General features: G+C 72.0%; 22 protein-coding genes and 3 tRNA genes. 9 read left to right on the top strand and 16 right to left on the bottom strand.

Features of this window, described 5'->3' with window-relative positions; genetic code table 11:
- Positions 1-39: 39 nt before the first annotated feature.
- The 3 genes from CRP56_RS35485 to CRP56_RS35475 form a co-directional block, all read right to left on the bottom strand.
- Entirely contained in the window at positions 40-1,254 is a 1,215-nt protein-coding gene (locus CRP56_RS35485; RefSeq protein WP_097271049.1) for an acetyl-CoA C-acetyltransferase, read from the bottom strand.
- 44 nt (positions 1,255-1,298) lie between these two features.
- Positions 1,299-2,441, bottom strand: coding sequence for an acyl-CoA dehydrogenase family protein (locus CRP56_RS35480; RefSeq protein ID WP_097271047.1), 1,143 nt, complete (start codon positions 2,439-2,441; stop codon positions 1,299-1,301).
- A 124-nt stretch (positions 2,442-2,565) separates the two neighbouring features.
- Complete coding sequence (locus CRP56_RS35475; protein WP_097271045.1) at positions 2,566-3,705, bottom strand: CaiB/BaiF CoA transferase family protein; 1,140 nt, start codon at positions 3,703-3,705, stop codon at positions 2,566-2,568.
- Positions 3,706-3,904: 199 nt separating this feature from the next.
- On the opposite strand from CRP56_RS35475, the gene CRP56_RS35470 reads away from it, so the two are divergent.
- Positions 3,905-5,083 carry a saccharopine dehydrogenase family protein gene (locus CRP56_RS35470; RefSeq protein ID WP_097271043.1) on the top strand — a complete coding sequence of 393 codons (1,179 nt, stop codon included), beginning with the start codon at positions 3,905-3,907 and terminating at the stop codon, positions 5,081-5,083.
- A gap of 7 nt (positions 5,084-5,090) precedes the next feature.
- Here CRP56_RS35470 and CRP56_RS35465 read toward each other — a convergent pair whose 3' ends face one another.
- The 5 genes from CRP56_RS35465 to CRP56_RS35445 all read right to left on the bottom strand — a co-directional run bounded on the left by CRP56_RS35465 (position 5,091) and on the right by CRP56_RS35445 (position 8,255).
- The gene (locus tag CRP56_RS35465; protein ID WP_097271041.1) at positions 5,091-5,747 is read right to left on the bottom strand and encodes a maleylpyruvate isomerase N-terminal domain-containing protein; all 657 of its coding nucleotides are present in this window, start codon (positions 5,745-5,747) and stop codon (positions 5,091-5,093) included.
- A gap of 56 nt (positions 5,748-5,803) precedes the next feature.
- Positions 5,804-5,965, bottom strand: coding sequence for a morphogenic membrane protein MmpA (gene mmpA / locus CRP56_RS35460; protein ID WP_179851196.1), 162 nt, complete (start codon positions 5,963-5,965; stop codon positions 5,804-5,806).
- Positions 5,966-6,096: 131 nt separating this feature from the next.
- The gene (locus tag CRP56_RS35455) at positions 6,097-6,786 is read right to left on the bottom strand and encodes an endonuclease V (protein WP_097274762.1); all 690 of its coding nucleotides are present in this window, start codon (positions 6,784-6,786) and stop codon (positions 6,097-6,099) included.
- Positions 6,787-6,824: 38 nt separating this feature from the next.
- Complete coding sequence (locus CRP56_RS35450; RefSeq protein WP_097271039.1) at positions 6,825-7,154, bottom strand: plasmid stabilization protein; 330 nt, start codon at positions 7,152-7,154, stop codon at positions 6,825-6,827.
- A gap of 45 nt (positions 7,155-7,199) precedes the next feature.
- The gene (locus CRP56_RS35445) at positions 7,200-8,255 is read right to left on the bottom strand and encodes a WD40/YVTN/BNR-like repeat-containing protein (RefSeq protein ID WP_097271037.1); all 1,056 of its coding nucleotides are present in this window, start codon (positions 8,253-8,255) and stop codon (positions 7,200-7,202) included.
- 325 nt (positions 8,256-8,580) lie between these two features.
- Here CRP56_RS35445 and CRP56_RS35440 point away from each other — a divergent pair, with 325 nt between their 5' ends.
- A complete protein-coding gene (locus CRP56_RS35440; protein WP_097271035.1) occupies positions 8,581-8,997 on the top strand; it encodes an SsgA family sporulation/cell division regulator in 417 nt (138 codons plus the stop codon).
- 1 nt (position 8,998) lies between these two features.
- Here CRP56_RS35440 and CRP56_RS35435 read toward each other — a convergent pair whose 3' ends face one another.
- Both CRP56_RS35435 and CRP56_RS35430 read right to left on the bottom strand, forming a co-directional pair.
- The gene (locus CRP56_RS35435; RefSeq protein ID WP_097271033.1) at positions 8,999-9,841 is read right to left on the bottom strand and encodes an isocitrate lyase/PEP mutase family protein; all 843 of its coding nucleotides are present in this window, start codon (positions 9,839-9,841) and stop codon (positions 8,999-9,001) included.
- A gap of 109 nt (positions 9,842-9,950) precedes the next feature.
- Entirely contained in the window at positions 9,951-10,610 is a 660-nt protein-coding gene (locus CRP56_RS35430) for a GOLPH3/VPS74 family protein (protein ID WP_097274760.1), read from the bottom strand.
- Positions 10,611-10,908: 298 nt separating this feature from the next.
- Here CRP56_RS35430 and CRP56_RS35425 point away from each other — a divergent pair, with 298 nt between their 5' ends.
- The 4 genes from CRP56_RS35425 (at position 10,909) to CRP56_RS35410 (ending at position 15,614) form a co-directional block, all read left to right on the top strand.
- Positions 10,909-12,534, top strand: a complete 1,626-nt coding sequence (locus CRP56_RS35425; RefSeq protein ID WP_097271032.1) for an ABC-F family ATP-binding cassette domain-containing protein — start codon at positions 10,909-10,911, stop codon at positions 12,532-12,534.
- A gap of 201 nt (positions 12,535-12,735) precedes the next feature.
- Entirely contained in the window at positions 12,736-13,512 is a 777-nt protein-coding gene (gene ddaH / locus CRP56_RS35420) for a dimethylargininase (protein WP_097271030.1), read from the top strand.
- Between the two features lie 224 nt (positions 13,513-13,736).
- Complete coding sequence (locus tag CRP56_RS35415; protein ID WP_097271028.1) at positions 13,737-14,711, top strand: acyl-ACP desaturase; 975 nt, start codon at positions 13,737-13,739, stop codon at positions 14,709-14,711.
- Between the two features lie 63 nt (positions 14,712-14,774).
- A complete protein-coding gene (locus CRP56_RS35410; RefSeq protein ID WP_097274758.1) occupies positions 14,775-15,614 on the top strand; it encodes a hypothetical protein in 840 nt (279 codons plus the stop codon).
- Between the two features lie 10 nt (positions 15,615-15,624).
- Here CRP56_RS35410 and CRP56_RS35405 read toward each other — a convergent pair.
- A tRNA-Trp gene (locus CRP56_RS35405) sits at positions 15,625-15,700 on the bottom strand.
- Positions 15,701-15,790: 90 nt separating this feature from the next.
- Here CRP56_RS35405 and CRP56_RS35400 point away from each other — a divergent pair.
- Both CRP56_RS35400 and CRP56_RS35395 read left to right on the top strand, forming a co-directional pair.
- Positions 15,791-17,194, top strand: a complete 1,404-nt coding sequence (locus CRP56_RS35400) for a vWA domain-containing protein (RefSeq protein WP_097271026.1) — start codon at positions 15,791-15,793, stop codon at positions 17,192-17,194.
- 21 nt (positions 17,195-17,215) lie between these two features.
- Positions 17,216-19,012 (top strand): AAA family ATPase, encoded by a 1,797-nt coding sequence (locus tag CRP56_RS35395; RefSeq protein ID WP_097271024.1) that lies wholly within the window; start codon positions 17,216-17,218, stop codon positions 19,010-19,012.
- Between the two features lie 3 nt (positions 19,013-19,015).
- On the opposite strand, the gene CRP56_RS35390 is transcribed toward CRP56_RS35395, so the two are convergent.
- From CRP56_RS35390 to CRP56_RS35375, 4 genes are all read right to left on the bottom strand, one after another.
- A complete protein-coding gene (locus CRP56_RS35390) occupies positions 19,016-20,191 on the bottom strand; it encodes a ribonuclease inhibitor (RefSeq protein WP_097274756.1) in 1,176 nt (391 codons plus the stop codon).
- The gene (locus CRP56_RS35385) at positions 20,188-21,516 is read right to left on the bottom strand and encodes an SDR family NAD(P)-dependent oxidoreductase (RefSeq protein WP_097271022.1); all 1,329 of its coding nucleotides are present in this window, start codon (positions 21,514-21,516) and stop codon (positions 20,188-20,190) included. The genes CRP56_RS35390 and CRP56_RS35385 overlap by 4 nt, the downstream gene beginning before the upstream one ends.
- A gap of 30 nt (positions 21,517-21,546) precedes the next feature.
- A tRNA-Asp gene (locus CRP56_RS35380) sits at positions 21,547-21,618 on the bottom strand.
- A gap of 9 nt (positions 21,619-21,627) precedes the next feature.
- Positions 21,628-21,699: transfer RNA gene (locus CRP56_RS35375), tRNA-Arg, on the bottom strand.
- Between the two features lie 97 nt (positions 21,700-21,796).
- Here CRP56_RS35375 and CRP56_RS35370 point away from each other — a divergent pair.
- Positions 21,797-24,268, top strand: coding sequence for a hypothetical protein (locus CRP56_RS35370; RefSeq protein WP_097271020.1), 2,472 nt, complete (start codon positions 21,797-21,799; stop codon positions 24,266-24,268).
- Between the two features lie 58 nt (positions 24,269-24,326).
- Here CRP56_RS35370 and CRP56_RS35365 read toward each other — a convergent pair whose 3' ends face one another.
- Positions 24,327-24,572 carry a WhiB family transcriptional regulator gene (locus CRP56_RS35365; protein WP_179851195.1) on the bottom strand — a complete coding sequence of 82 codons (246 nt, stop codon included), beginning with the start codon at positions 24,570-24,572 and terminating at the stop codon, positions 24,327-24,329.
- Between the last annotated feature and the right edge of the window lie 56 nt (positions 24,573-24,628).

Below are 24,628 nucleotides of genomic sequence, written 5' to 3'. Positions count from 1 at the left end.
GGTGCTCCGTGTGATCCGTCGTGTCCGTCGGGAGGGGGGTCAGATGCGCTCGACGATGGTGGCGATGCCCATGCCGCCGCCCACGCAGAGGGTGGCGAGGCCGTACCGCTTGTCCTGGCGCTCGAGTTCGTCGATGAGCGAGCCGAGGATCATGGCGCCGGTCGCGCCGAGCGGGTGGCCGAGGGCGATGGCGCCGCCGTTGACGTTGACCTTGTCCAGGGACAGGCCCATGTCCTTCACGAAGCGCAGGACGACGGCCGCGAAGGCCTCGTTGATCTCGACGAGGTCGATGTCGTCGATGGTCAGCCCGGCCTTGGCGAGGGCCTTGCGGGTCGCCGGGGCGGGGCCGGTGAGCATGATGGTCGGCTCGGAGCCGGAGACCGCCGCGGAGATGATCCGCGCGCGCGGGGTGAGGCCGTAGCGGTCGCCTACCTCCTTGGAGCCGATGGCGACCAGGGAGGCGCCGTCGACGATGCCGGAGGAGTTGCCCGCGTGGTGGACGTGGTCGATCTTCTCGACCCAGTGGTACTTCTGGAGGGCCACCGCGTCGAAGCCGCCCAGTTCGCCGATGTCCGCGAAGGACGGCTTGAGCCCCGCGAGGGAGTCGGCGGTGGTGCCGGGGCGCAGATGCTCGTCGTGGTCGAGGACGGTCAGCCCCGCGCGGTCCTTGACCGGGACGACGGACCGCTCGAAGCGGCCCTCCTTCCAGGCCGTCGCCGCGCGCTCCTGGGACAGCGCCGCGTACTCGTCGACGTCCCGGCGGGAGAAGCCCTCGATGGTGGCGATGAGGTCGGCGCCGATGCCCTGGGGCACGAAGTTCACGGCGAGGTTGGTCATCGGGTCGTTGAACCAGGCGCCGCCGTCGGAGGCCATCGGCACCCGGGACATGGACTCGACGCCGCCCGCGAGGACGAGGTCCTCCCAGCCGGAGCGGACCTTGGCGGCGGCCAGGTTGACGGCCTCCAGTCCCGAGGCACAGAAGCGGTTCTCCTGGACGCCCGCGACCGTGTCCGGCAGTCCGGCCGCGATGGCGGCGATGCGGGCGATGTCGGAGCCCTGGTCGCCGACCGGGCCGACCACGCCGAGGACGATGTCGTCGATCGCGGCCGGGTCGAGGCCGGGGAAGCGGGCGCGGATCTCGTGGATGAGTCCGACGACCAGGTCGATGGGCTTGGTGCCGTGCAGGGCGCCGTTCGCCTTGCCGCGTCCGCGCGGGGTGCGGATCGCGTCGTACACGTACGCTTCGGTGCTCACAGGGAGGCCTTTCGAGGGTGGGTCGAGGGTGAGGGTCCCAGGGGTCAGCTCAGCAGGGAACGTCCGATGATCTCCTTCATGATCTCGGTCGTGCCGCCGTAGATGGTCTGGATGCGGCCGTCGGTGAAGGCCCGGGCGACCGGATATTCGCTCATGTAGCCGTAGCCGCCGTGCAGTTGCAGGCACCGGTCGGCGACCCGCTTCTGCAGCTCGGTCGCCCACCACTTGGCCATGGAGGCGTGGACCGCGTCGAGCTCCCCGTTCGAGTGATCCTCGATGCAACGGTCGAGGAACGTGCGGGTGACGGCGCACTCCGTGGCCATCTCGGCTATCTCGAACCGGATGTGCTGCTTGGTGGCGAGCGGCCGGCCGAAGGCCTCGCGTTCCTTGACGTACTGCGTGGTGATCTCCAGGAGGTGCTCGGCGGCGGCGATCGCGGCGACGGCGATGCTCAGGCGCTCCTGGGCGAGGTTGGTCATCAGGTGGAGGAACGCGCCGTTGAGCTCGCCCAGGAGGTTCTCCTTGGGCACGCGCACGTCGTGGAAGAACAGCTCGGCCGTGTCCTGCGCCTTCTGGCCGATCTTGTCGAGGTTGCGGCCGCGCTCGAAGCCGTCCATGCCGCGCTCGACGACCAGCAGCGACAGACCGTGGGCGCCGCCCTCCGGCGTCGTCTTCGCGACGACGATCACCAGGTCGGCGAGGATGCCGTTGGAGATGAAGGTCTTGGAGCCGTTGAGCACCCAGTGGTCGCCGCGGTCCTCCGCGTGCGTGCGGATGCCCTGGAGGTCGGAGCCCGCGCCGGGTTCGGTCATGGCGATGGCGGTGATCAGCGAGCCGTCGCAGAAGCCCGGCAGCCAGCGGCGACGCTGCTCCTCCGTGGCCAGGCCGGTCAGGTACGGGCCGATGATGTCGTTGTGCAGGCCCAGGGCGAGGCCGGGGGCGCCCGCGCGCGTGAACTCCTCGGCGAGCACGGCGGCGTAGCGGAAGTCGGGGGTGCCGCCACCGCCGTACTCCTCGGGCACGGCGAGTCCGAGCAGGCCCTGCTTGCCTGCCGCGCGCCAGGCCTCGCGGGAGACGATGCCGTCCTTCTCCCACTGCGCGTAGTGCGGCAGCACCTCACGGTCGAGGAAGGCGCGCACGGTGTCGCGGAACGCGTCGTGCTCGGGGGTGAAGATCTGCCGTTTCATTCCGCGTCGGGGCCTTTCATGGGTTCCTGGCCGTTCATGGGCTTCTGCACCTTCATCGGATGCCGGGGCCCGATCGGTTCGCGGCCCTTCACCGGGTGCCGGGGCCTGAGCGGTTCGCGGCCCTTCACCGGCTCGGGTCCTTGATCAGGTCCGGTACGTCCCAGTCGCGGGCCACGTCCGCGGCGTCGGCGCCGGGCGTCGCCGGGCCGGTCCGTACCGCCGTCGGGGTTGCCGAGAAGCGGGGCGCGGGGGCGGGCTGGGTGAGGCCGCCGTGGTCGGTGAAGGTGCCGCGGGCGGCGAGGTGCGGGTGGTGCGGGGCCTCGGCCAGCGACAGGACGGGCGCCACGCAGGCGTCGGTGCCGTCGAAGGCGGCCGTCCACTCGTCCCGGGTGCGGGACCTGAAGCGGGCGGCGACGGCCTCGCGCAGCTCGCCCCAGCGGGTCCAGTCCTTGCGCGCCTCGGCGTACTCGGGGATGCCGAGGACGCGGACGAACTCGTCGTAGAACTGCGGCTCCAGGGCGCCGACGGCCATGTACCGGCCGTCGGCGGTCTCGTAGGTGCCGTAGTACGGGCAGCCGCCGTCCAGGAGGTTGGCGCCGCGCCGGTCCTGCCAGCCGCCCGCCGCGACCATGCCGTGGATCATCGCGGCGAGGTGGGAGGTGCCGTCCACGATGGCCGCGTCCACGACCTGGCCGACGCCGGTCACGCGCGCGTGGTGCAGGGCGGCGAGGACGCCGACGACGAGGTAGAGGGAGCCGCCCGCGTAGTCGCCGAGGAGGTTGGCGGGGACGGCCGGGGCTGCGTCGGGGTCGCCGATCATGCCGAGGGTGCCGGTGAGGGCGATGTACGCGATGTCGTGCCCGGCGCGCTGGGCGAGGGGTCCGTCCTGGCCCCAGCCGGTCATCCGGCCGTAGACCAGCCGGGGGTTGCGGGCGTGGCAGGCCTCCGGGCCGACACCGAGGCGTTCGGCGACGCCGGGGCGGTAGCCCTCGACGAGGATGTCGGCGTGCGCGGCGAGATCGAGGACGCGGGCGGCGCCGTCCGGGGCCTTGAGGTCGACGATCACCGAGCGCTTGTTGCGGTTGGTGACGTCGTACGCCGGGTCGATCGCGAGGCCGGGTCCGCCGGGCCGGTCGACGCGCACCACGTCGGCGCCGAGGTCGGCGAGGAGCATGGCGGCGAACGGGCCCGGCCCGATGCCGGCGAGCTCGAGTACGCGCACGCCGGTCAGCGGGCCCTGCCCTGGCGTCGTTGCCGTGGTCATCCAGCCCCCATGCGGTCCAGCCCTGCCGGGCGTGACACAACTGATGTAACACCAGCGATGCTAAGAAGCCGCTCCGCGGGACACAAGACCCGAACGAGCAAGCGCTTAGCCAATTTACCGACGGGTCACCGTCCGTGCCTTTCTGCTGTCACGCTAGCCTCGGCCACCGACAACGGCGTGCCGGCGGACGAGAGGTGTCATGAGCAGGCTGAACAGAACGGACCGTCCGTACGACATCGTGCTCTTCGGAGCCACCGGTTTCGTGGGGACGCTCACCGCGGAGTACCTCGCCGCCCACGCGCCCGAGGGACTGCGCTGGGCCGTCGCCGGACGCAGCGAGGAGAAGCTCCGGGCGCTGCGGGAGCGGCTGCCGGGCGGCTCGGAGATCGGGGTGCTGCAAGCCGACGTGGCCGACCCGGCCTCGCTGCGGGCGCTCGCCGAGCACGCGCGCGTGGTGGCCTCGACGGTGGGCCCCTACGTGACGTACGGCGAGGAGCTGGTCGCCGCCTGCGCGGAGACGGGGGCGGACTATCTCGACCTCACCGGTGAGCCGGAGTTCGTGGACCTGATGTACGTCCGCCATGACGCCCGCGCGCGGGAGACCGGGGCGCGGCTGGTGCACGCGTGCGGCTTCGACTCGGTGCCGCACGACCTGGGCGCGTACTTCACGGTGCGGCAGCTGCCGGAGGGGGTGCCGCTGCGGGTGGACGGGTTCGTGCAGGCCGACGCGATGTTCTCGGGCGGTACGTTCGCCTCGGCGCTGAACCAGTTCGCGCGCGGGCGGCAGATGCTGGCCGCCGCGCGGGACCGGGGACGCCACGAGCCGCGTCTGGTGGGGCGCCGGGCGACGACGCCGAACGGCGCGCCGCGGTTCGCCGGGGAGATCGGCGCCTGGGCGCTGCCGTTGCCGACGATCGACGCGCAGATCGTGGGCCGGTCGGCCAGGGCGCTGGAGCGTTACGGTCCCGACTTCCGCTACCGCCACTACGCGGCCGTGCGCCGGCTGCCGGTGGCGGTGGGCGGGGTCGCCGCGGTGGGCGCGCTGTTCGCGGCGGCCCAAGTGCCGCCCGCGCGGCGCTGGCTGTCGGGCCGCGTCAGGCCCGGGGACGGGCCGAGCGCGGAGAAGCGGGCGAAGAGCTGGTTCTCGGTGCGCTTCGTGGGCGAGGGCGGCGGCCGGCAGGTGTTCACGGAGGTCGCGGGCGGCGACCCGGGGTACGACGAGACGGCGAAGATGTTCGCCGAGGCGGCCCTCTGCCTCGCCTTCGACGACCTTCCGACGACGGCCGGGCAGGTCACGACGGCCGTCGCCATGGGCGACGCGCTGATCGAGCGGCTGCGGGCGGCGGGGATCGTGTTCCGGGTGGCGAAGAGCAGGTAGCGGCGGCTCAGCCCAGGATCAGCGGCAGCTTCTTGTCCAGCTCGCCCAGTTCGGCGCGTTCGGCGTCCGTCGGCGGGCGGCGTCCGGTACCGACGAGCAGGGCGTCCGTGTCGGTGAACGAGGCGGGGAACGCGGCGCCGGCGATCTGCTCCAGCAGCGCGCGGGACCTGGCCAGTCCCGCGCTCGGCGGTGCCGCCGCGTCCGGGAGGTGGGCGATCAGGTCGAGGTGGTGCAGCGTCCACTCCAGGACGTAGGCGCCGAGATAGTCCCCCGCGGTGAGGACCATGTCCTGGGTGCTCACCAGGGCGGCGGGGTCGGCGAGTCCGGCCGCGCGCCCGGCGGCGGAACCGACGTCGTCCAGGTGGAACCTGAGCAGATGCGGCTCCTGGTAGGCGGCGGCGAGCCGGACGATCAGTGCGTCGAGCGGGTCGTCCCCGGTGGGCGGCTCGTCGGCGACGTGCCAGTAGGTGACGGCGTCGGCGGTGGGCTCGGTGTCGGCGGGGGTGACGAGGGTGATCAGCACGTCCTGCGCGTCGATCACCAGATGGCACACGAGGTCCCGCACCAGCCAGCCGGCACAGCCGGACGGCTTCTCGAAGTCCTGGTCCGGAAGTTCCGCGACGGCCTTGCGCAGCGCCGCCCACGTCTGCGAGAAGAGATCCACCCTCGGCAAGCTAGTGCGCCGCTGAGACGCCCCACAAGCGCATTGCCGGGCGCGCCCTACAGCGGCCAGGTGGCGACCGTGTAGATCATCCCGCAGATCCAGGCGAGCCCCGCGAGCACGGCCAGGACGAGCGCGGCCATCACCGCCCGCTCGACGGGCCGGTTGGGGTCGGCGAGGGGCTTCGGGGAGCGCCGGCGGGGCATACGGTGCGTCGTCATGCGGCACAGCCTGCCGATCACGCCGACGCGCCACATCCGTACAGATACTCAGTTCACGTACTCAGGAGCCGAGTAGGGCCGCCACGCGCGCGTGCGTCTCAGCGAGGAAACGGCCTCCACGCGCGTGCGTCTCAGGCCGTCGCCTCCTTCAGCGCCCTGCGGCACAGGGCGTCCGCGCGGCGGGTCGTTTCCGGGAGGCGGTATTCGGGGGTCAGGGAGAGGGTGTGGGCGCAGGCGTTGTCGAGGGTGACGCGGTGGCCCACGGAGACGAAGACCGGCTTGACCGAGTCGCGGGTGCGGACGGCGCGGCCGACCTCCTCCGTGCCCGCCAGGAGCGGGCTGGTGCTGCCGCGCGGGGCGGCCGGGTCGTCGTACGTGAAGGTGAAAGGGTTCTTCGCGACGCCGATCGTGGGGAGGTCCGTGAGGACGCCCAGGTGGCTGGCGAGGCCGAAGCGGCGGGGGTGGGCGAGGCCGTAGCCGTCGCAGACGATCAGGCCGGGTGGGCAGGGCAGGGCCTGCAAGGCCGCCAGGACTGTGGGGATCTCGCGGAAGGCGAGCAGGCCGGGGACGTAGGGGAAGGAGACGCGGCCGACCGCCGTGCACTCCGCGACGACCTCCAGGGTCGCCGCGTCCAGGACGACCGCCGCGGCCGCGACGACGTCCCGCTCGTCGTCGTAGGCCACGTCGACGCCCGTCACCCGGCCGGTTCCGGGTGCTGGGCCGGGGTCGTCGAGCACCACTTTCGTCCGCAACTCGTCCTGCACGGCGTGGGCTTCGTCCTCGGTCGCGGGCCAGCCCGCGGGAATGCGTACGGTCGTCATGATGTCGACGAGCGTACGCACTTCCCTACGGGCTCCGGTCAGCCCTTCTGGCCCAGCGCCTGCTTCAGCTGGCTCTTGTTCATGTCCGAACGGCCGCTGATGTTGCGCCGCTTGGCCTCCTCGTAGAGCTGGTCGTAGGTCGGGCCCTGCGCACCCTTGCCGGACCGCTGGCCGCCCCGCTTGCCGGACGACATGTCCTGCGTGGAGGTACGGCTCGCGGTCTTGGACTCGCCGGAGCGGGCGCGTTCCTTGTTGACCGTGCGCGCGGCGATCTCCTCGGCCCGTCCGGTGCTCTCCCCCCGGTCCTGGGCGCTCTTCTTGATGTGCTCGTACTGGCGTTCCCTCTTCGGGCTCGAACCGCGTGGCATGGGGCTCTCCTTTCGCGCTAGGCGACCGGGTACCCACATCCGCGCTCAGCTCTCCAGCCGGGCCACCCGCCCCTTCTCGCCGGCCGCCCAGCAGCCCAGGTCGGGGGTGCAGTCCACGGTGTCGTACGAGCCGGTGTCGACCGTGCGCCAGGTGCGGCCGCCGTCGGTCGTGAGGTCGGTGCCCGTGGGGCCGACGGCGAGGGCCGCGGTGCGGCTGTGCGGGAGCCAGGCGACGCCGGAGCGGTAGGCGGGCGGCGAGGTGGCCGCGGGCCGCCAGGTGCGGCCGCCGTCCCCGGTCACCGCGCCCGCCTGCGGGGAGGCCTGGTCCGCGCGGTAGTCGCCGCCGACCGCGAGACCGTGCGTGCGGTCGCGGAAGGCGAGGGCGAAGACGCCCTTGGCGGGGTCCCCGGCCGGGATCGGGGTGTCGGTGGCCGTCCAGGTCAGGCCGCGGTCGGACGAGTGGAGCACGCGCGCGTGTGCCGCGCCTCCGGTGGCGAGCCAGACGTCCTTCGGACCGGAGGAGACGAGGCACTGGCCGCTCGCAGCGAACCCGGCCTCGCCCTCCAGCGCGGGCGGCATGCCGTCGCTGGGGAGCACCTTCCAGGAGCGGCCGCCGTCGTTCGTCGACAGGATGCGGAACTTCCCGTCCACAGGGTCGCTCATCGCCAGCCCGTGCCTGTGGTCGAGGAAGGTGAGGCAGTCGTAGAAGGCCCGCGCGTCGGTGTTGCGGAAGGACTCGGTCCAGGTGGCCCCGCCGTCCTCGGTGCGGTAGACCCTGGACGCCTCGCCCTCGCCGATCGCCAGGACGACGGCCCGCCGTGCGTCGAAGGCCTCGATGTCCCGGAACTGCAGTTCGTCGGCCCCGGGCGGAGATACGTTCCGCCAGGTCGCGCCGCCGTCCGTGGTGCGCAGCACGGTCCCCTGGGTGCCGGACACCCACGCGGTCGTCCGGCTGACGGCGGACAGGCCCCGGAACCGTACGTCGGGAGTGCCGCTGTCCTTCAGCTCCCAGTGCGGCGCCCGGTGCTCCGGTCCGCGCGCCTGCGCGGGTACGGCCGTCAGGGCGGCCAGCGCCGCCGCGCAGGCCACCCCCGCGGCCATCCGGGTACCGGCTCGCATCGTGCGGCTCGTACGTCTCGTCCGTCGCGTGTTCCCCAAGCGCCTCATGGCGGGCGAAGCTAGCCCACGCGCGCGTGGGCGTCCAGATGGGGTCCTGGGCGTCACAAGTGCCCTTCGTGGCACGGCAGGTCGACTGCGTCACTCCCGTGCATGAAACGCGGTGACCGAGGTCACTCGATTCCGGTGTGCACGGATGGGCCCGTTCCGACGTCTCTTCCAGTGTCCGGCCCCGTCCGCCCGGAGGTCGGTCCGGCCGTCTCAGCCGTCCGTCCAGCCGTCCGTTCAGTCGTCACAAGGGAGCAAGGCGTTGTCCACCGTCATCGAGCAGCCCGTAGAGGCCCGCCTCGTCGCCGCCGCGCCGCGGATGCCGAGCATTCCCGCCACACTGCACTACGACCGGCGCGACCCGTTCGCCGTCCGGATGACCTTCCCGGCCCCGGCCACCCTGGAGGGCGTGGACGTCTGCTGGACGTTCTCCCGCGAACTCCTCGCCGCGGGCATGACGGCCCCGGAGGGCCATGGCGACGTACGCGTGCGGCCGTACGGGTACGACCGCACGGTGCTGGAGTTCCACGCCCCCGAGGGCACTGCCGTGGTGCACGTCCGCTCGGGCGAGGTGCGGCGTTTCCTGGAGGCGACGGCCGAGCTGGTGCCCGTCGGTCTGGAGCATCTCCAGCTCGACCTGGACCAGCAGCTGGCCGAGCTGATGCGGGACGCCTGCTGACCTACCGCTGACGGCCCCCGCCCAGCAGCGCGTTGAGCTCGCCGTAGTCGAATCCGTCGGCCAGCGAGTCGTACGTGCCCGCGTCCAGCAGCTCCCGCGCGGCGCGGTGCACCAGGGCGTGCACGGCCATGGGGATGCCCGCGCCCGCGCTCACGCGCGCGACGCCGAGCGCCGCCAGGTCCGCGACCGGTGGGGCGCCGGGACCCACCATGACGTTCACAGGGCCGTCGACGCCGTCGACGAGCTCCTTCACGATCCCCGGGTCGACGGCCCCGGGGACGAAGATCCCGTCGGCGCCCGCGGCCCGGAAGGCGGCGGCCCGCTCCAGCGTCAGGTCCACTCCCCCCGCCCCGCGCAGGAACGTGTCGATCCGGGCGTTGACGAACAGCGGCACGTCCGCCGCGTCGGCGGCGGCGCGGGCGGCGGCGATCCGCTCGGCCTGCTCGGCGACGTCCCGCAGCGGTCCCGCGCCCTCCCCGTACAACGCGTCCTCGATGTTCACGCCGACCGCGCCCGCCGCGAGGACCGCGCGGATCGTGTCGGCGACTCCTTCCGGGTCGGCGGCGTAGCCGCTCTCGACGTCCGCGCTGACGGGGACGTCCACGGCGGCGGCGATGTCCGCGACGACGCCCAGGACCCGGTCCCGGTCCACCCGGTCGCCGTCCGCCGCACCGAGGCCCCACGCGAGCCCGGCGCTGGTGGTGGCGACGGCCGCGGCTCCGGCGTGCTCGATGATCCGGGCGCTCGCGGTGTCCCAGGCGTTGGGCAGGATCAGCGGGCGTCCGGGGACGTGCAGGGCGTGGAAGGCGAGGGCGCGGTCGCGGAGGGAGGTCTGCTTGGTCATGCGTTCACTCAAGCAGCGGGGGCGGGCCGGGGCTGGCAGGAAATCGACATCAACGTGACGGCTGCCGCCCCCGGCCCAGCCCGGACGTGACAGCTGCCCGCCCCACCTCTCAGGCTCCCGCCGGCGCGGCCGCCCGCGTCAGCGCGGCCCTCAGCTCCTCCCCCGCCTTCCGCGTCACCGGCCCCGCAGCCCCGCTGCGCTCGGCCAGGTCCGCCAGGCGGTCCTTGTACCGGCCGCGCTCGTCCCGACTCATCAGGGTGCGCAGTTCGGCCGCAGCGGCCAGGGTGACGACGGCCGCGTCCCGGTCGGAGACCTCCGCGACCGGCACCGGGCCTTCGAGGATCCGCCGGGCCTCCGCGCGCAGCGCGTCCACGACGGCGACGCGCTCCAGGGCGTACTCGACGGTCGGGAACACCCCGAGGGCCCGCCGCTTCTCCGCGCGGAGGTACCCGTCGGCGGCCAGTTGCTCCCGTACCGCGTCGAGCGTCACGCGCGCGTGCAGCGGCACCCAGCTGTGCCAGTGGTGCGGCCGGGACTCCCGTACGAGTTCCAGCAGCCCGTCGAGCACGGCGTCCCCGGTGTCGGAGTCCAGGTCGGCCGGGGTGGCGATGCCGTCGTCGTCGAGGAGGAGACCGCGCCGGGCCAGTTCGGTGAGGGCGCCGGCCCGCACGAGGTGATCGACGTGGGTCGTGTCGGTGAGTTCGTCGCGCGTGGTGTCCCAGGCCAGCAGGTAGAGCCGGGCGGGCAGGGACAGCGAGCCGTCGGGCACGGGGGCCTCCTCCAGATCGGGCTTCACGTTAATTCGATTGACGGTCTCGGCGCCGCTGCCTACCGTGGACAACGCTTCTGCTGCCGTCGATCGGAGAAGGACGTTGCTCCTCTGAGGTCATGAGACACCGCGTCACACACCTGAGGTGTGTGCGCCGCGTGCGACCTCGGCGTTCGAGCCGTCCTTCCGGTGCAGGGCTTTTCTCATACCCCTCTTCTGCCCGCGGAGCCTCCCTGTGGTCGCAGGTGTTCTCGATACGCGTTTGCCCCTGACCGCATCAAGCAACCGCGAGGCCTGTATGTCCGCTTCCCTCACCTGTACCTCCCTTGCCTTCTCCTGGCCCGACGGCACCTCCGTCTTCGAGGACCTCGACATCGCCTTCGGCCCCGGCCGCACCGGCCTCGTCGGCGTCAACGGGTCCGGTAAATCCACCCTGTTGAAGTTGATCGCCGGTGAACTCACCCCGGCCGACGGCACCGTGCGGGTCGCCGGTGAGGTCGGCCATCTGCCGCAGAACGTCACGCTCGACACCACCCTGCGGGTCGACGAGGTGCTCGGCATCGCCGCCCAGCGGGCCGCGCTGCACGCCATCGAGGCGGGCGACGTGTCCGAGGCGCATTTCGAGACCGTCGGCGACGGCTGGGACGCGGAGGAGCGCGCCCTGGCCACCCTCGGCGAACTCGGCCTCGGCCACATCGGGTTGGACCGCACGGTCGGCGAGATCTCCGGCGGCGAGTCGGTGCTGTTGCGGCTGGCCGCGCTGCTGCTGCGCCGTCCCGACGTGCTGCTCCTGGACGAACCGACCAACAACCTCGACCTGTACGCCCGCAGGCGCCTGTACGCGGCCGTCGCGTCCTGGTCCGGGGTCATGGTCATCGTCAGCCACGACCGTGAACTGCTCGAACTCGTCGACCAGATCGCCGATCTGCACTCCGGCGAGGTCACCTGGTACGGCGGCAACTTCTCCGCCTACGAGGAGTCCCTCGCCACCGAACAGGATGCGGCGGAGCGGATGGTGCGGGTCGCGGAGGCCGATCTGAAACGGCAGAAGCGTGAACTCGTCGAGGCCCACTCCAAGTTGGCGCAGCGCACGCGGTACGCCAACAAGATGTACGACAACAAGCGTGAACCCAGGGCGGTGATGAAACTGAAGAGGCGCTCGGCGCAGGTCTCCGCGGGCAAGCACCGCATCATGCACGAGGGGAAGCTCGCCGAGGCCAAGGAGCGGCTCGACGAGGCGGTGGAGGCCGTACGGGACGACGACGTGATCCGCGTCGACCTGCCGTACACGGCCGTGCCGCCGGGTCGTGACGTGCTGACCCTCATGGATCTGGAGCTGGCCTACGGCGCGCGCGTGAAGGGCGGTTTCGACCTGCGCGGTCCCGAGCGGGTCGCGCTGATCGGCCGCAACGGCGCGGGCAAGACGACGCTGCTGCGGACGATCGCCGGGGAGCTGGCACCGGTGGCGGGCGAGGCGCACGCGCATGTGCCGCTGCGGTTCCTGCCCCAGCGGCTCGACGTCCTCGACGACGAGCTGTCGGTCGCCGAGAACGTGGCCCGGTTCGCGCCGGCCGCCACCAACAACCGGGTCCGGGCGCGGCTGGCCCGCTTTCTGTTCCGGGGCGCCCGCGCCGACCAGAAGGCGGCGACGCTGTCCGGCGGTGAGCGTTTCCGGGCGACCCTGGCGGCGCTGATGCTGGCCGAGCCGGCCCCGCAGCTGTTGATGCTGGACGAGCCGACGAACAACCTCGACATGGCGAGCGTGCGCCAGCTGACGTCCGCGCTGGAGTCGTACGAGGGGGCGCTGATCGTGGCCAGCCACGACCTGCCGTTCCTGGAGTCGATCGGCATCACGCGGTGGCTGCTGCTGGACGGCGAACTCCGGGAGACGACGGCGGAGGCCGTCGCTGAGGTCGACGACTAGGCACGAGGGCCGGCCGCAACGGCACGGCGCCGGCGGCCCCACGGAGGTGGAGGTCGCCGGCGCCGTGGTTACTGCCGCGTATCTCAGGAGGGCCACAGCCTGGCAACGGGGGTTTTGTGTGCGCGGGCCCGCCCTGCATGATGGCGGACCGGTGCCGCTTTTTTCGGGGCGCCGCCACCTGCCGCCGTTACGGAGTTCCTCGTGCCCAGCAAGAAGGCCCTCATCCGCCGCCCCAGCCCGCGCCTCGCCGAAGGCCTGGTGACGCACATCGAGCGCGAGAAGGTCGACGTCGACCTCGCGGTCGAGCAGTGGGAGGCGTACGCCGAGGCCCTGCGCGCACACGGCTGGGAGACGATCGAGGTGGACCCGGCCGACGACTGCCCGGACTCGGTGTTCGTCGAGGACACGGTCGTCATGTACAAGAACGTCGCCCTGATCACCCGGCCCGGCGCCGAGTCACGGCGCGAGGAGACCGCCGGGGTCGAGGAGGCCGTGGCCTCGCTGGGCTGCTCGGTGAACTGGATCTGGGAGCCGGGCACCCTGGACGGCGGTGACGTCCTCAAGGTCGGCGACACCATCTACGTGGGCCGTGGCGGCCGTACCAACGCGGCGGGCGTCCAGCAGCTGCGGGCCGCCTTCGAACCGCTCGGCGCACGGGTCGTCGCCGTACCCGTGAGCAAGGTGCTGCACCTGAAGTCGGCCGTGACGGCGCTGCCCGACGGGACGGTCATCGGGAACATCCCGAAGGTGGACCGGCCGTCCCTGTTCCCGCGCTTCCTGTCGGTGCCGGAGGAGGCCGGCGGTCACGTCGTGCTGCTCGGCGGTCACAAGCTGCTGATCTCGGCAAGCGCGCCGAAGACCATCGATCTGCTGGCCGACCTCGGCCACGACCCGGTCGTCGTCGACATCAGCGAGTTCGAGAAGCTCGAGGGATGTGTGACATGCCTCTCGGTCCGCGTCCGGGAGCTGTACGCCTGACGAGTGAGCGGAACATCCGTCCAGCCCCGGGACCTGCGGTCCTGGGGCTGACGCATATGCCCCGAAACACGCTGGGAACACAGGCTGATCAGGGATCTTTACGTCAGGCTTAACCTACGTCTTCGTAACCTACGGGTTCGTAGCCTACGCTCACGTAGGTTGGGGAACCGCTCGCCGGTTACCCGACTCTCCCCCGCTTTGTTATGCGTCCCCCTGGAGTTCCCGTGACGATCACTTCCCCGCACCTCGGCAGCCCCGCCGTCTGGACCGACGCCAAGCTGCTGTACGCCCTGGAGGAAGTCGTCGAGACCGAGCTCAACCGGCATCTGAAGGTCGCCAAGGACTGGATGCCGCACGAGTACGTGCCGTGGAGCGACGCCCGTAACTTCCCCGGCTTCTTCGAGGACGGCGAGGCCTGGGACAAGGAGCAGTCGAAGGTCACCGAGATCGGCCGCATCGCGCTCGTGGTGAACCTCCTCACCGAGGACAACCTCCCCAGCTACCACCACGAGATCGCCTCCCTGTTCGGCCGCGACGGCGCCTGGGGCACCTGGGTGCACCGCTGGACCGCCGAGGAGGGCCGGCACGGCATCGTGATGCGCGACTACCTGCTCGCCTCGCGCGCGGTGGACCCGGACAAGCTGGAAGCGTTCCGCATGCAGCACATGTCGGAGGGCTTCGAGTCCGACAACCGCCACTCGATGCTGCACTCGGTCGCCTACGTCGCCTTCCAGGAACTCGCGACCCGCATCTCGCACCGCAACACCGGTCACCAGTCCGGCGACCCGGTCTGCGACCGCATGCTGGCGCGCATCGCGACCGACGAGAACCTCCACATGGTCTTCTACCGCAACCTCCTGAAGGCGGCGTTCGAGCTCGCGCCCGACCTGACCATGCAGGCGGTCCGGGACGTGGTCGTGAACTTCCGGATGCCCGGCCACGGCATGCCCGGCTTCGAGCGCTTCGCCGCGCAGATGGCCATCGGCGAGGTCTACAACATGCGCATCCACCACGACGACGTCCTCCAGCCGGTCCTGCGGCACCTGAAGGTCATGGAGATCGACGGCCTGGGCCCCGAGGGTCAGCAGGCCCAGGACGAGCTCGGCATGTTCATGGGCGGCCTGGACGCGGAGGCCCTGAAGTTCGACGAGAAGCTGGCGGCGCGCAAGGCGCGCATGGCGGCACGCGCGGCGGGCTGACCACAGCCGGGGTCCGCCGATTTTCCGGTGCGGTACGACCCCGACCAGCGGCATCATGCCGCCATGCGAGAGAACACCAGGGCGGAGCGGGCGGTCGGGTTCCTGCTCGGCCTCGTCGACGAGGAGATCGCCGTACGGGTCCGGGCCCGGACCGGCCTGCCGGAGCCCGAGAGCCCCGCGCAGGCCCGGGGCCGGGTCACGCGCGCGTGGACCTGGGCCCGCAATCTCGAGGCCTCCGTCGCGCTGTGGATCCTGGAGAACGACGACCCGCAGCTCAACGCCGTGCTGTGGCGGCACATCCCGACCGACGCGGGCCTGCGCCGCGCCATCGCGCGCGGGGTGCCGTTCACCCTCGGTCGCGTCGATCCGCTACCGGTCCACGCGGCCCTGCCCGGGCAGGAACCCGAGGTTCCCGAGGCCTACGTCCGCCACGGCCTCGTCGGCGCCTTGCGCGAGGCCGGCGCCTGGAGCGAGGCGCGCACCGCCGCGTCGATGGTGCTGACCCGCGCCGACTGGGAGACGGTCGGCGCGGCGGACCGCGAGCGTCCGCTGCCCGGTTACGCCCGCTGGGCGCTCTCCGTCCGCCCCGACTGCCCGCCGTCGGTGCGGGCCGGTTTCGGCACGCACCCGAAGTTCACCCACCGGCTGCGCCAGGCGGGCGTGTTCGAGGGCCCCGCCGACTACGTGGCCTCCGACGGCCCGGCGCTGCGGGTCCTCGAAGTGCTGTCGCTGGGTCACCTTCTGTTCCCGGCGCGACTGGCGGAGGCCGAGGACACCTTGCGGCCCTTGGTCCAGGAGCACTTGGGCGACCGTGAGGACGCGTGGGCGGTGCTGGCGCAGCTGACGGAGACGTTCCACGGGAACGCCCCGGAACTGATCGTCACGGCGGGCGCCATCGCGTAACGGGCAGGGGGGCGGGGCGGCTGGATTCGAACCAGCGTGCTTCAGTTTTGGAGACCGATGCGCCTGCCTCTGCGCTACGACCCCGCCCTTGGCGCCCGATCGTAATGCCTTGGCCCGATGTCAGTGGGCCCTGGTACCAATGAGCCACGGGGGAAACGCATTTCGGGGGGCGGGACATGGCGTACGGGGAGCGGGGGCGGCGTCCCCCGGTGGTGGACCTGGCCGACCGGCGGGCGCTGGAGGCGTACCGCCCGGCCGATCCGGAGGTCGTGGCTCAGGCGCGGCGGCTCAAGGAGGCCGCGCTGCTGGACTTCGGGCTGACGGAGTCGGCGGTGGCGTCCTGGCTGTACGCCAAGTGCCATCACCAGATCCCGACGACCGCGATCGACACGGCGGCCGTGGTGGCGTCCGGCGACGGCAGCTGTCTGCTGCTCTACAACCCGGGCTTCTTCACCGGGCTCGGCCTGGACGGCGTCAAGTTCGTGCTGTTCCACGAGGCACGCCATCTGGTGCACCGCCATCTGTTCGCCGACCCGGAGCTGCGGGACGACCCGGTCTTCGAGCTGGCCGCCGAGGTGTCCATCAACCATGTTGCGCTGGTCCGGCTCGGCAGGACCGAACTCCCGCTGCTGGACGGCCGGCCGACGGGCATCGACCCGCGCCAGGTGTACGAGCGCTACCGGGCGGACCTGACGGCGCACGACCTGGAGCCCGTCCCGTACGAGACGTTCACCGAGACGGACATGCGGGTGTACGGCGAGCTGAAGCGCATGCACCGCCCGCCGGTCCCGGAGCACCGACTGTGCGTGCATCTTCAGGGCGGCCTCGTCCCCGCCGACCAGGAGACCGTCGACGCGGTGACGTCGTCCGCGCTGCTCAACTCCCTGCTGGCGGCCCGGCGCGGGCACGCGGGCGCGGAGCGGGAGCTGCTCGACCTGATGGGCCGCACCGAGGACGGCAATGCGCGGGCCGCCCGGATCTGGGGAAACCTGGGCGCGGGCCTGCTGCGCGGCGAGACCACGCGCACGCGTACGGTCGACTGGTGGCAGCGCTGGCTCGTCGACGTGCTCGGCTCCAAGCTGCGCGACGGCGAGCGGCTGGTCTACCCGAAGAAGCGGGGCGCGCTGCTCGCCGCCCTCGGCCAGGACCCGATGCTGGCGCGGCGCGGCCCGGTGCGGGACAAGGTGCTGGTCATCGCATACGACACGTCGGGTTCGATGCCGCAGCACGTGATCGGCTGGCTCACCGAACTGGTGGGCCGCATCGACGGCGTGGAGGCGCACTGGCTGTCCTTCGACGCCGTGGTGATGCCCTTCCGGCCCGGCGAGCGGGTCTATGGCGGGGGCGGCACCAGCTTCCAGGCGGTCGCGGACTACGTGGAGGGGCGCACGGAGGTGAACGGACGCCGTTTCGACGTGAGTCCGGACGCTGTCGTGATGCTGACCGACGGATACGCGCCACCGATCACGCCCGCCGAGCCGGAGAAATGGATCTGGCTGATCACCGAGGGCGGCAGCGAGTGGCCCGAGACGCACACACCGGCGATGGACTGCCATCGCGTCACCACCGGATCGCGGTAAAGGCCCAGGGGATCACGGCACATGACCACGGACACACAGCAGTTGACCGTCTCGCGGCTCGAGTCCTTCATCGACGCGATGATCGACATGGGGCAGACGGGGCAGATCTTCGGCGAGCACGGCATCGGCAAGACGGCGACGTTCTTCGCGCACATCGGCCGCGCCCACCCCGGCACGAGCCTGGTCTACGTCCCGGCGGCGAACCTGACGCCGGACGACCTGCTCGTCAACGCGCCGGTGCGCGATCCGCACACCGGTGAACTGGTGCTGCGCCAGCTGGTGATGAGCCAGTTGAAGCCGGGCAAGCCGTTCGTGCTGCTCATCGACGACTCGCTGCAGGCGGGCGACACCATCCAGTCGCAGCTGATGCAGATCGCCTGCAACTGGACGCTGGGCGAGCACGATCTGCGGGCGCTCGGCTGCGTCGGCGTCTTCCTCACCGACAACGAGTCGCTGTCGGAGACGTCGTCCCGGCGCGGTGACCTGGCGCTCCTGGACCGTATGGTCACGCTGCGGATCACGGCCAACGACACGTCGTGGCGGCGGCATCTGGCGGCCAAGTACCGCCCGTGGGACCTGCGTCCGGTGTTCTCGCTGTGGGCGTCCCTCTCCCCCGCCCTGCGGGAGCTGCTGTCCCCGCGCACGCTGGACCATGTCCTCGCCAACGCGAAGGAGGGTTTTCCGCTGCGCTGGGGCCTGCCGCTGGTCGACGGCGACCGGCTGCGCCTCGCCGAGCCGGGCCCGGACGGAAAGCCCGGGCAGAACCGGACACGGGAGATCCTGGACCGCATCGCAGAGGCGGTGGGCGTGGCCAACCCGTCCACGATTCCCGACCCGGTACGACAGGTCGTGCGCGCGGCGCTGCGCAACCGCTGGACGGTGCTGCTGCAGGGCCCGCCCGGCTGCGGCAAGACGGAACTGGTGCGGGAGACGGTACGGGCGGGCCTGGGCCGGGAGCCGCTGTACTTCTCGCTGCCGGTGACGAACGTCGAGGACCTGTGCGCACCGATCCCGTCTGCGGACGGCACCCTCGACAACCTCCTCGCCGCGCACTTCACCGGTCCCGAGCCGAAGGCGATCGTGTGGGACGAGTACAACCGGCCCAAGGACAAGGCCGCGTTCGCCAAGCTCATGGAGATCACCCAGGAGTGGTCGCTGGCCGGGCGGCGGATCGAGAACCTGCGCGCCCAGATCGCGGTGCAGAACCCGCCGTACCATCTGGGCCGCAAGCTGCTCGTGTCGCGGAACAACATCGCGCAGGCGACGCGTTTCACGGCCTCCCTGGAGGTGGCACCGGAGGACATCCCGGCCAACGAGTGGCTGCTGGCCCGCTACGGCGCGGACGCCGAGACGGTCCTGGAGTGGTGGAAGCACGACATCGACGACGACGGCCGCGCCTGGATCACCAAGCGCACCCTGGAGCGGCTCATCAAGCTGCACCGGCGCGGGCTGCCACTGGAGATGGGCACGGTCTATCTCGGTGACGGCGAGTACGCGCCGGTGCCGCTCACCGCGCTCCTCGACCGGCTCAAGGGCCGTGAGGTCACCGGGCTGCGGGAGCTCGCCCGGGACGCCGACGCCTGGGAGGCGAGGCTGCGGCGGGCCGCCGAGCAGTCCGGGGAGGGCGGCAACGACAGTGATGTGGTCCACCAGATCCTCGCCAACGCGGAGTTGTCGCAGTTGACGAAGCACCGCGCGGTGGTGGCCCGGCTGGTGGCGCTGCTGCCGGCCAAGCTGCGGGCGACGTATCTGGTGGGGGCGTCGGAGAAACAGCAGCGGTTCTGGACGGAGGTGTTCATGGGGATGCGGAGACAGTAGGTGTCAGGCCTCGGGCGGGGCCGTGCGGTGCACGCTGCGAACGGCGGCCACGTCGGCCGGGACCGCCGGTCGCGGTACGTGCGCGCTGTGCGCCTCCAGACGCCGTTTGACGCTCGCCGCGATGCCCGATCCGAGAACGAAGCGGGTGGCCGTGACGGCGTGGGGCGCGGTGTCGAGGAGGCGGTGGGCCTCGCGGCTGCGCATACCGGTGTGGGTGAGGACGAGGTGGGTGAGGCGGTGCCGTTCGGCCGCCAGGGCGGCGGCGATGGTGCCGGCGGCTGCCAGGTCGAGGTGATTGTCCGCCGCGCCGAGGACCGCCGCCGCACGCACCCGGCCGAGGTCCAGCAGGGTGACCCCGGCCGCCTTGGCAGCCGTCACCAGCCGGGCGGCGGCCCGCGGTCCGATGCCGTTGCTGGCGACGGCGAGCCGGGTGAGCCGCCCGTACGGCGCCCGCTCCAGCGCGTCGGCCAGCCGGTCGGCGCCCGTGTCGCCCAACCGGGCGGCGGACACGTACAGTTCGTCGATCGCCCCGGCGGCGACCACCGCGCCGAGCCCTTCCGCGCCCGCCTCGCCGAGCGGGTTGCCGCCGACGAAGAGCCGCTCGATGCGGCGCCCGTTGTCCGCGGCGGCCAGCAGCGCGTCGGCGAGGACCAGGGCGCCGCTCGCGTCGAGGCCCGTCTGGACGAGGTCGAGGGTGCGCAACGACCGGGCCGACTCGATGAGTTCGGCCGCGGCGCGGCCCCCGCCGGAGCCGAGCGGGTTGCGTTTGAGCCACACCCCGGTGACGACCTGCGGCGAGGCGCGCAGCTGGTCGGCGATCCGGCAGGCGCCGCCCGCGGTGATCCCGTTGCACCCGAGGTAGAGCGTCTCGACCTCGGCACTCGCCCCGGCCACCGCCTCGGCCCCGGTGTCGCCCAGCCCGTCGGTCCCGAGCAGCAGATGCCGTACCGGAGTCGGGCCCTGTCCCAGCGCCTGGGCGACCAAGGACGCCCCCTCGGCGCCCAGTTCCTGCTTGCACAGGTCGAGGCGCCCGTCCGGCAGGGCGGTACCGGCCGGGAAGTCCAGCCGTTCCCCCGCGGGGCGCCCGGCTCTCAACCAGTCCAGCAGCGGGGCGAGTTCGGCGGCCGGGCGCGGTACGACGGACGGCACTCCGGCGAAACCACTCGTCTCCTCGGTCACCACTCCGCCTCCTGGTAGTCCTTGAGGAACACCCCGGACAGTGGCTCCCCCGCCTCCCCGCGCACGATCGGGTCGTACACCCGGGCAGCCCCGTCCACGATGTCCAGTGGCGTCCGGAACCCAGCCTGTGCCATGCGGGCCTTCTTCGGTGCCGGGTTCTCGTCGGTGATCCAGCCGGTGTCGACGGCGCACATGTGCACGCCCTGGCCGGCGAGTTCGGCGGCGCTGGTGCGGGTGAGCATGTTGAGGGCGGCCTTGGCCATGTTGGTGTGCGGGTGGCCCGCCATCTTGTTGCGGACGGCGAAGCGGCCCTCGACGGCGGTCACGTTGACCACGTACCGGCGCGGCTGCGGCGAGGCCAGCAGCAGCGGCAGCAGCCGGTCGCACAGCAGGGCCGGGGCGAGGGCGTTGACGAGCTGGGTCTCCAGCACCTCGGCCGGGTCGAGCGCGCCGAGCCGGGCCGACCAGGAGTTCTCCGGGGACGGGTCGGGCAGCAGCCCGGCCTCGTCGGCCTCGCGCAGGGCGACGGGCAGGGACGCGGCACCGCTCTCCAGCATCCGCATCGGCGTGAACCCGGGTGCCTGCCGGGCCCCTTCGGGCAGGGCGTCGTACTCCCCGGCGGCGAGCAGCGCGTAGGACTCCGGCGGTCTGCGGACCGTCTGGGCGGCGTTGTTGACGAGGATGTCCAGCGGCCGCCCCTCCTGCCGCAACTCCTCGCACAGTCCGAGCACTTGGCGGGGGTCGCGGAGGTCGACGGCGAGCACGGTCAGCCGGTCGAGCCACTTCCCGCTGCCCGGCTCGGCCCGGAAGCGGCGCAGGGTGTCGTGCGGGAAACGGGAGGTGACCAGGAGCTCGGCGCCGTCCCGCAGCATCATCAGGGCGAGTTGGAAGCCGATCTTCACACGGCCGCCGGTGAGCAGCGCGCGTCGGCCGGTGAGGTCAGTGCTCAGGGCGCGGCGGGCGGTGTTGTCGGCGGCGCAGGACGGGCAGAGCCGGTGGTAGAAGGAGTCGACCTCTCGATAGGGCGACTTGCAGACATAGCAGGTACGGGGCTTGCGGAAGACGCCCGCGGTCCCCGGCCGGGCCAGCGGGGCGTCCTCGCGGCGCTCCGGGGCGCCCGTCGCGGTCGCGGCCATCGCCGCCGCGTCGGCGGCCGAGACCTCGGTACCCCGTGTCCTACGGCGGCGCAGGCGTCCGTCGCGAGCGAAGGAGGCGGCGACCTGCTCGGCGCGCAGCCGCACCGGATCGTCGACGGGCAGGGCGCGCAGCTTGCCCACGACCTGGTGGAAGGCGGCCAGTTCCGCCTCGCTGATCGCCTCGCCCATGTGCCGTCCCCGCCCGTGTCCGCCGTACCGCGGTCCCGACCGGATTCGAACCGGCGTATCCGCCCTGACAAGGCGGCGAGTCTGCCTCTGCTCTACGGGACCCCACACGCATCCGGACGGCCGGATTCGAACCGGCGTGTTCGCCTGCGCAAGGCGGTGCGTCTGCCTCTGCGCTACGTCCGGATGCGCTCCCGGATCTTAGCCGCCCTCCGATCGGCCGGTCGCACGGATTTACGGGAGGCTCTCGCGGTGCAACGGTGCCCGCAGGGGGTGACACACCATGGCCCAGACCCATGAGTGGATGTTCTACGAGGTCATGTGGCGCGGCTGGGCGGGTCGGGACCGGGTCCCGTATCCCGTGCCCTGGTGGGCGCAGCAGGCCTTCCGGCGCTGGAGCGACGACTTCGACTCCGGCACGTACGACTCGAAGGAGGCGGCCTTCGCGTCCAACGCCCTGTACCGGTACTGGCACATGGTCGGGGTGAAGGACCATCGCCAGGAGTCACTGATCGGCCAGGCGGGCGAGATCGAGCCCGTCTACGACAAGTACAGCCTCTGCTTCTTCCTGCACGACCCGGCGACGGGTGCCCTGCGGCTGCCCCAACTCCCGGACGGGGGAAGGGTGGAGCAGCGGATGGAGGCACCGCATCTGCCGGTGGTGCTGACGACGTTCCGCACGCCGGAGGACGTGGAGTTCGTGCAGCGCACCTTCGCGACGACGGTCGGCGCGAACCAACGGGACCTGGTCGTCACGCGGGTGACCGTGGGCAGCCCCACCGGGCAGCCGCGCGAGGGTCTGTTGTGCGCGGCCGTGCTGCCGGCCGGGCCGAGCGGCTTCCAGCGGCACGACCGCAACGGCCGCGAGATCACCGACCGGCGGCTGACGTTCCTGCGCCATCTGCCGGACGAGCAACGGGTGGAGACCAATTCGGGCTGGGGCCCGGTCTTCGACACCGCGCCCGAGCAGTACGGGGTCTACGGCAACCCGGACTTCTCCCTCGATCCGGACGGCTACCTCACCCGCAGCCCGTTCCACGACCTCGTCGTCGGCGGCAAGCTGAACGGCGCGCTGGAGGCGCAGGACCAGGTGGCGGGGATGTGCAGCGCGGTGTTCGCCTGGCCGTTCCGGGTGGCGGACAGCGAGGTCTTCGAGATCGACGTACGGCTGCCCGTCGACCTGTTCAGCGGCGCGGCCGACCTCGCGGAGCTGCGGGGCACACCGGTCGCCGAACTGGAGGACGCCAACCGGGAGTTCTGGACGTCGAAGATCCTCGGACAGGGCGTGCAGCCGGGCCTGCCGCGCCCGGTGGCCCACCTCACGGACCTGTTCCGGCAGGCCCGTACCCAGCTGCTCATCCTCTCCGACCACGGCGAGATCCATCCGGGCCCCACGGTCTACGACTCCTTCTGGATCAGGGACTCCTCCGTCGAGGCGACGGCCTGCACTCTGGTCGGCGACTCCGCCCTGGCCGAACGGCAGTTGCGCACGCACTACCCGCTGAAGTTCAACCTCGGCACGGGTCGGATCGGGCCCTGTGCCGAGTACGGCTTCTACGGCGGCCCGCACGAGAAGGAGGACCGCGAGTGGGACAGCAACGGCCAAGCCCTGTGGGCGATCGGCCGTTTCGACCGCACGAGCGGGCAACAGGCGGCCTTCGGCGCCAAGTTGTACGTCCCTTATGTGCGGGACGGGGCACGCTGGCTGCGCGACAACCGCGACCAGTACGGCCTGCTGCACAGCGGATGGAGTGCCGAGCACCTCGGCGATCGCGACAAGCCGCACTACTGGGACGACTTCTGGGCGCTGGCCGGGCTCTACGAGGCCGCGCGCCTCGCCGAGCGGATCGGGGCGCCGGAGGTCGGCGAACTCTGGTCCGTCTTCGACGACTTGAAGAGGGCCACGGGCGACTCGATCCGCTGGGTGCTGGACGAGCAGCGTCGCCGTGGCGCCTGGGAGACGTACATCCCGACGGGGCCGGGCGACGTCGGACGCCTCGACTCGACGATGATCGGGGCGGCCGCGTACTTCCACCCGCTGCGCCTGCACATGGGCAGCAAGCTGGGAGACGACATCGACCGGGCCGCCCGCTGCACGCTCGACACCCTGTACGCACACTTCGTCACCGGCGGCTACCGGCACGAGGCCGCCTGGCAGGCGTACGGGCCCTATCTGACCCTGCAGTTGGCGCACGCCTACCTGCTCGCCGGGGACCCGGAGCGGATGGACGCGCTGCTCGGCTGGACGGTCGCGGCAGGGTTCGCGAGCGTGGCGGAGCGCGCGGTGGCGCTGGGCGCGTGGAACGAGCAGCACGCGTTCCCGATCGCGTCCGACTTCCGCGAAGTCCCGTACAGCCGTTGGTACATGGGCGACATCCCGCACGGCTGGGCGGCGGCAGAATATCTGCTGCTGATCCGCGACATCCTCTTCTTCGAGGCCGACGAGGACCACGACCCGCACCTGTACATCGCGCCAGGGGTACGGCCGCACTGGGTGCCCGGGGGTGAACCGGTCACCGTGGAGGCGGCACCGACGCTCTTCGGCGCGCCCTTCGGCTACCGGCTCGCACACGACCGGGCGGAGCGGAGGGTGACCGTGGACATCACCCAGGCGCCGGAGGGGGTGAGGTTCGTCTACCCGTGCCGCTTCGGCGAGGTGCGGTCGGTGGAGGCGGACGGGCGGGAGCTCGGCCGGACGGGTCAGGACGTAGGGGTGCCGGCGGGGACGAGGCGGTTCAGCGTGACGTACGGGTGATCCGTGCCTACGCGCTGCTCGGCGTGACGTACGGCGTGATCCGGGGCGTACGCCCTGCTCAGCGGGACGTGCGCCGGATCTCCAGCCGTTCTTTCTCCGACAGGCCGCCCCACACGCCGAAGCGCTCGTCGTTGTCGAGGGCGAACTCCAGGCAGGCGGAGCGGATCGGGCACAGACCGCAGATCCGCTTCGCCTCCCGTACGGAGCTGCCCGGCTCGGGGAAGAAGAAGTCCCCGCCGGTCTGCGCGCACAGCGCCTCGTCCTGCCAGTTCAGGTCGGGTGGCGTGATCGTCTCGATGAGCATGGGCAGGATCGTGCCGGGGGGCGCAAAACGTTCGATCAACGCGGGATCAACGCGGC

Source organism: Streptomyces sp. TLI_55 (assembly GCF_900206255.1).
GTDB classification, from domain to species: domain Bacteria; phylum Actinomycetota; class Actinomycetes; order Streptomycetales; family Streptomycetaceae; genus Streptomyces; species Streptomyces aquilus.
The sequence above is the reverse complement of the archived record's forward strand: the minus strand, read 5'-3'. Positions and strand labels throughout refer to the sequence as shown.

Excerpts from the sequence above, each read along its gene's own strand:
- CRP56_RS35395 (WP_097271024.1), top strand. The coding sequence starts at position 17,216 with ATGACCACGGACACACAGCAGTTGACCGTCTCGCGGCTCGAGTCCTTC.
- CRP56_RS35480 (WP_097271047.1), bottom strand. The coding sequence starts at position 2,441 with ATGAAACGGCAGATCTTCACCCCCGAGCACGACGCGTTCCGCGACACC.
- mmpA (WP_179851196.1), bottom strand. The coding sequence starts at position 5,965 with ATGACGACGCACCGTATGCCCCGCCGGCGCTCCCCGAAGCCCCTCGCC.
- CRP56_RS35470 (WP_097271043.1), top strand. The coding sequence starts at position 3,905 with ATGAGCAGGCTGAACAGAACGGACCGTCCGTACGACATCGTGCTCTTC.
- CRP56_RS35385 (WP_097271022.1), bottom strand. The coding sequence starts at position 21,516 with ATGGGCGAGGCGATCAGCGAGGCGGAACTGGCCGCCTTCCACCAGGTC.
- CRP56_RS35410 (WP_097274758.1), top strand. The coding sequence starts at position 14,775 with ATGCGAGAGAACACCAGGGCGGAGCGGGCGGTCGGGTTCCTGCTCGGC.
- CRP56_RS35475 (WP_097271045.1), bottom strand. The coding sequence starts at position 3,705 with ATGACCACGGCAACGACGCCAGGGCAGGGCCCGCTGACCGGCGTGCGC.
- CRP56_RS35435 (WP_097271033.1), bottom strand. The coding sequence starts at position 9,841 with ATGACCAAGCAGACCTCCCTCCGCGACCGCGCCCTCGCCTTCCACGCC.
- CRP56_RS35455 (WP_097274762.1), bottom strand. The coding sequence starts at position 6,786 with ATGACGACCGTACGCATTCCCGCGGGCTGGCCCGCGACCGAGGACGAA.
- CRP56_RS35365 (WP_179851195.1), bottom strand. The coding sequence starts at position 24,572 with ATGCTCATCGAGACGATCACGCCACCCGACCTGAACTGGCAGGACGAG.
- CRP56_RS35370 (WP_097271020.1), top strand. The coding sequence starts at position 21,797 with ATGGCCCAGACCCATGAGTGGATGTTCTACGAGGTCATGTGGCGCGGC.
- CRP56_RS35425 (WP_097271032.1), top strand. The coding sequence starts at position 10,909 with ATGTCCGCTTCCCTCACCTGTACCTCCCTTGCCTTCTCCTGGCCCGAC.
- CRP56_RS35445 (WP_097271037.1), bottom strand. The coding sequence starts at position 8,255 with ATGGCCGCGGGGGTGGCCTGCGCGGCGGCGCTGGCCGCCCTGACGGCC.
- CRP56_RS35400 (WP_097271026.1), top strand. The coding sequence starts at position 15,791 with ATGGCGTACGGGGAGCGGGGGCGGCGTCCCCCGGTGGTGGACCTGGCC.
- CRP56_RS35450 (WP_097271039.1), bottom strand. The coding sequence starts at position 7,154 with ATGCCACGCGGTTCGAGCCCGAAGAGGGAACGCCAGTACGAGCACATC.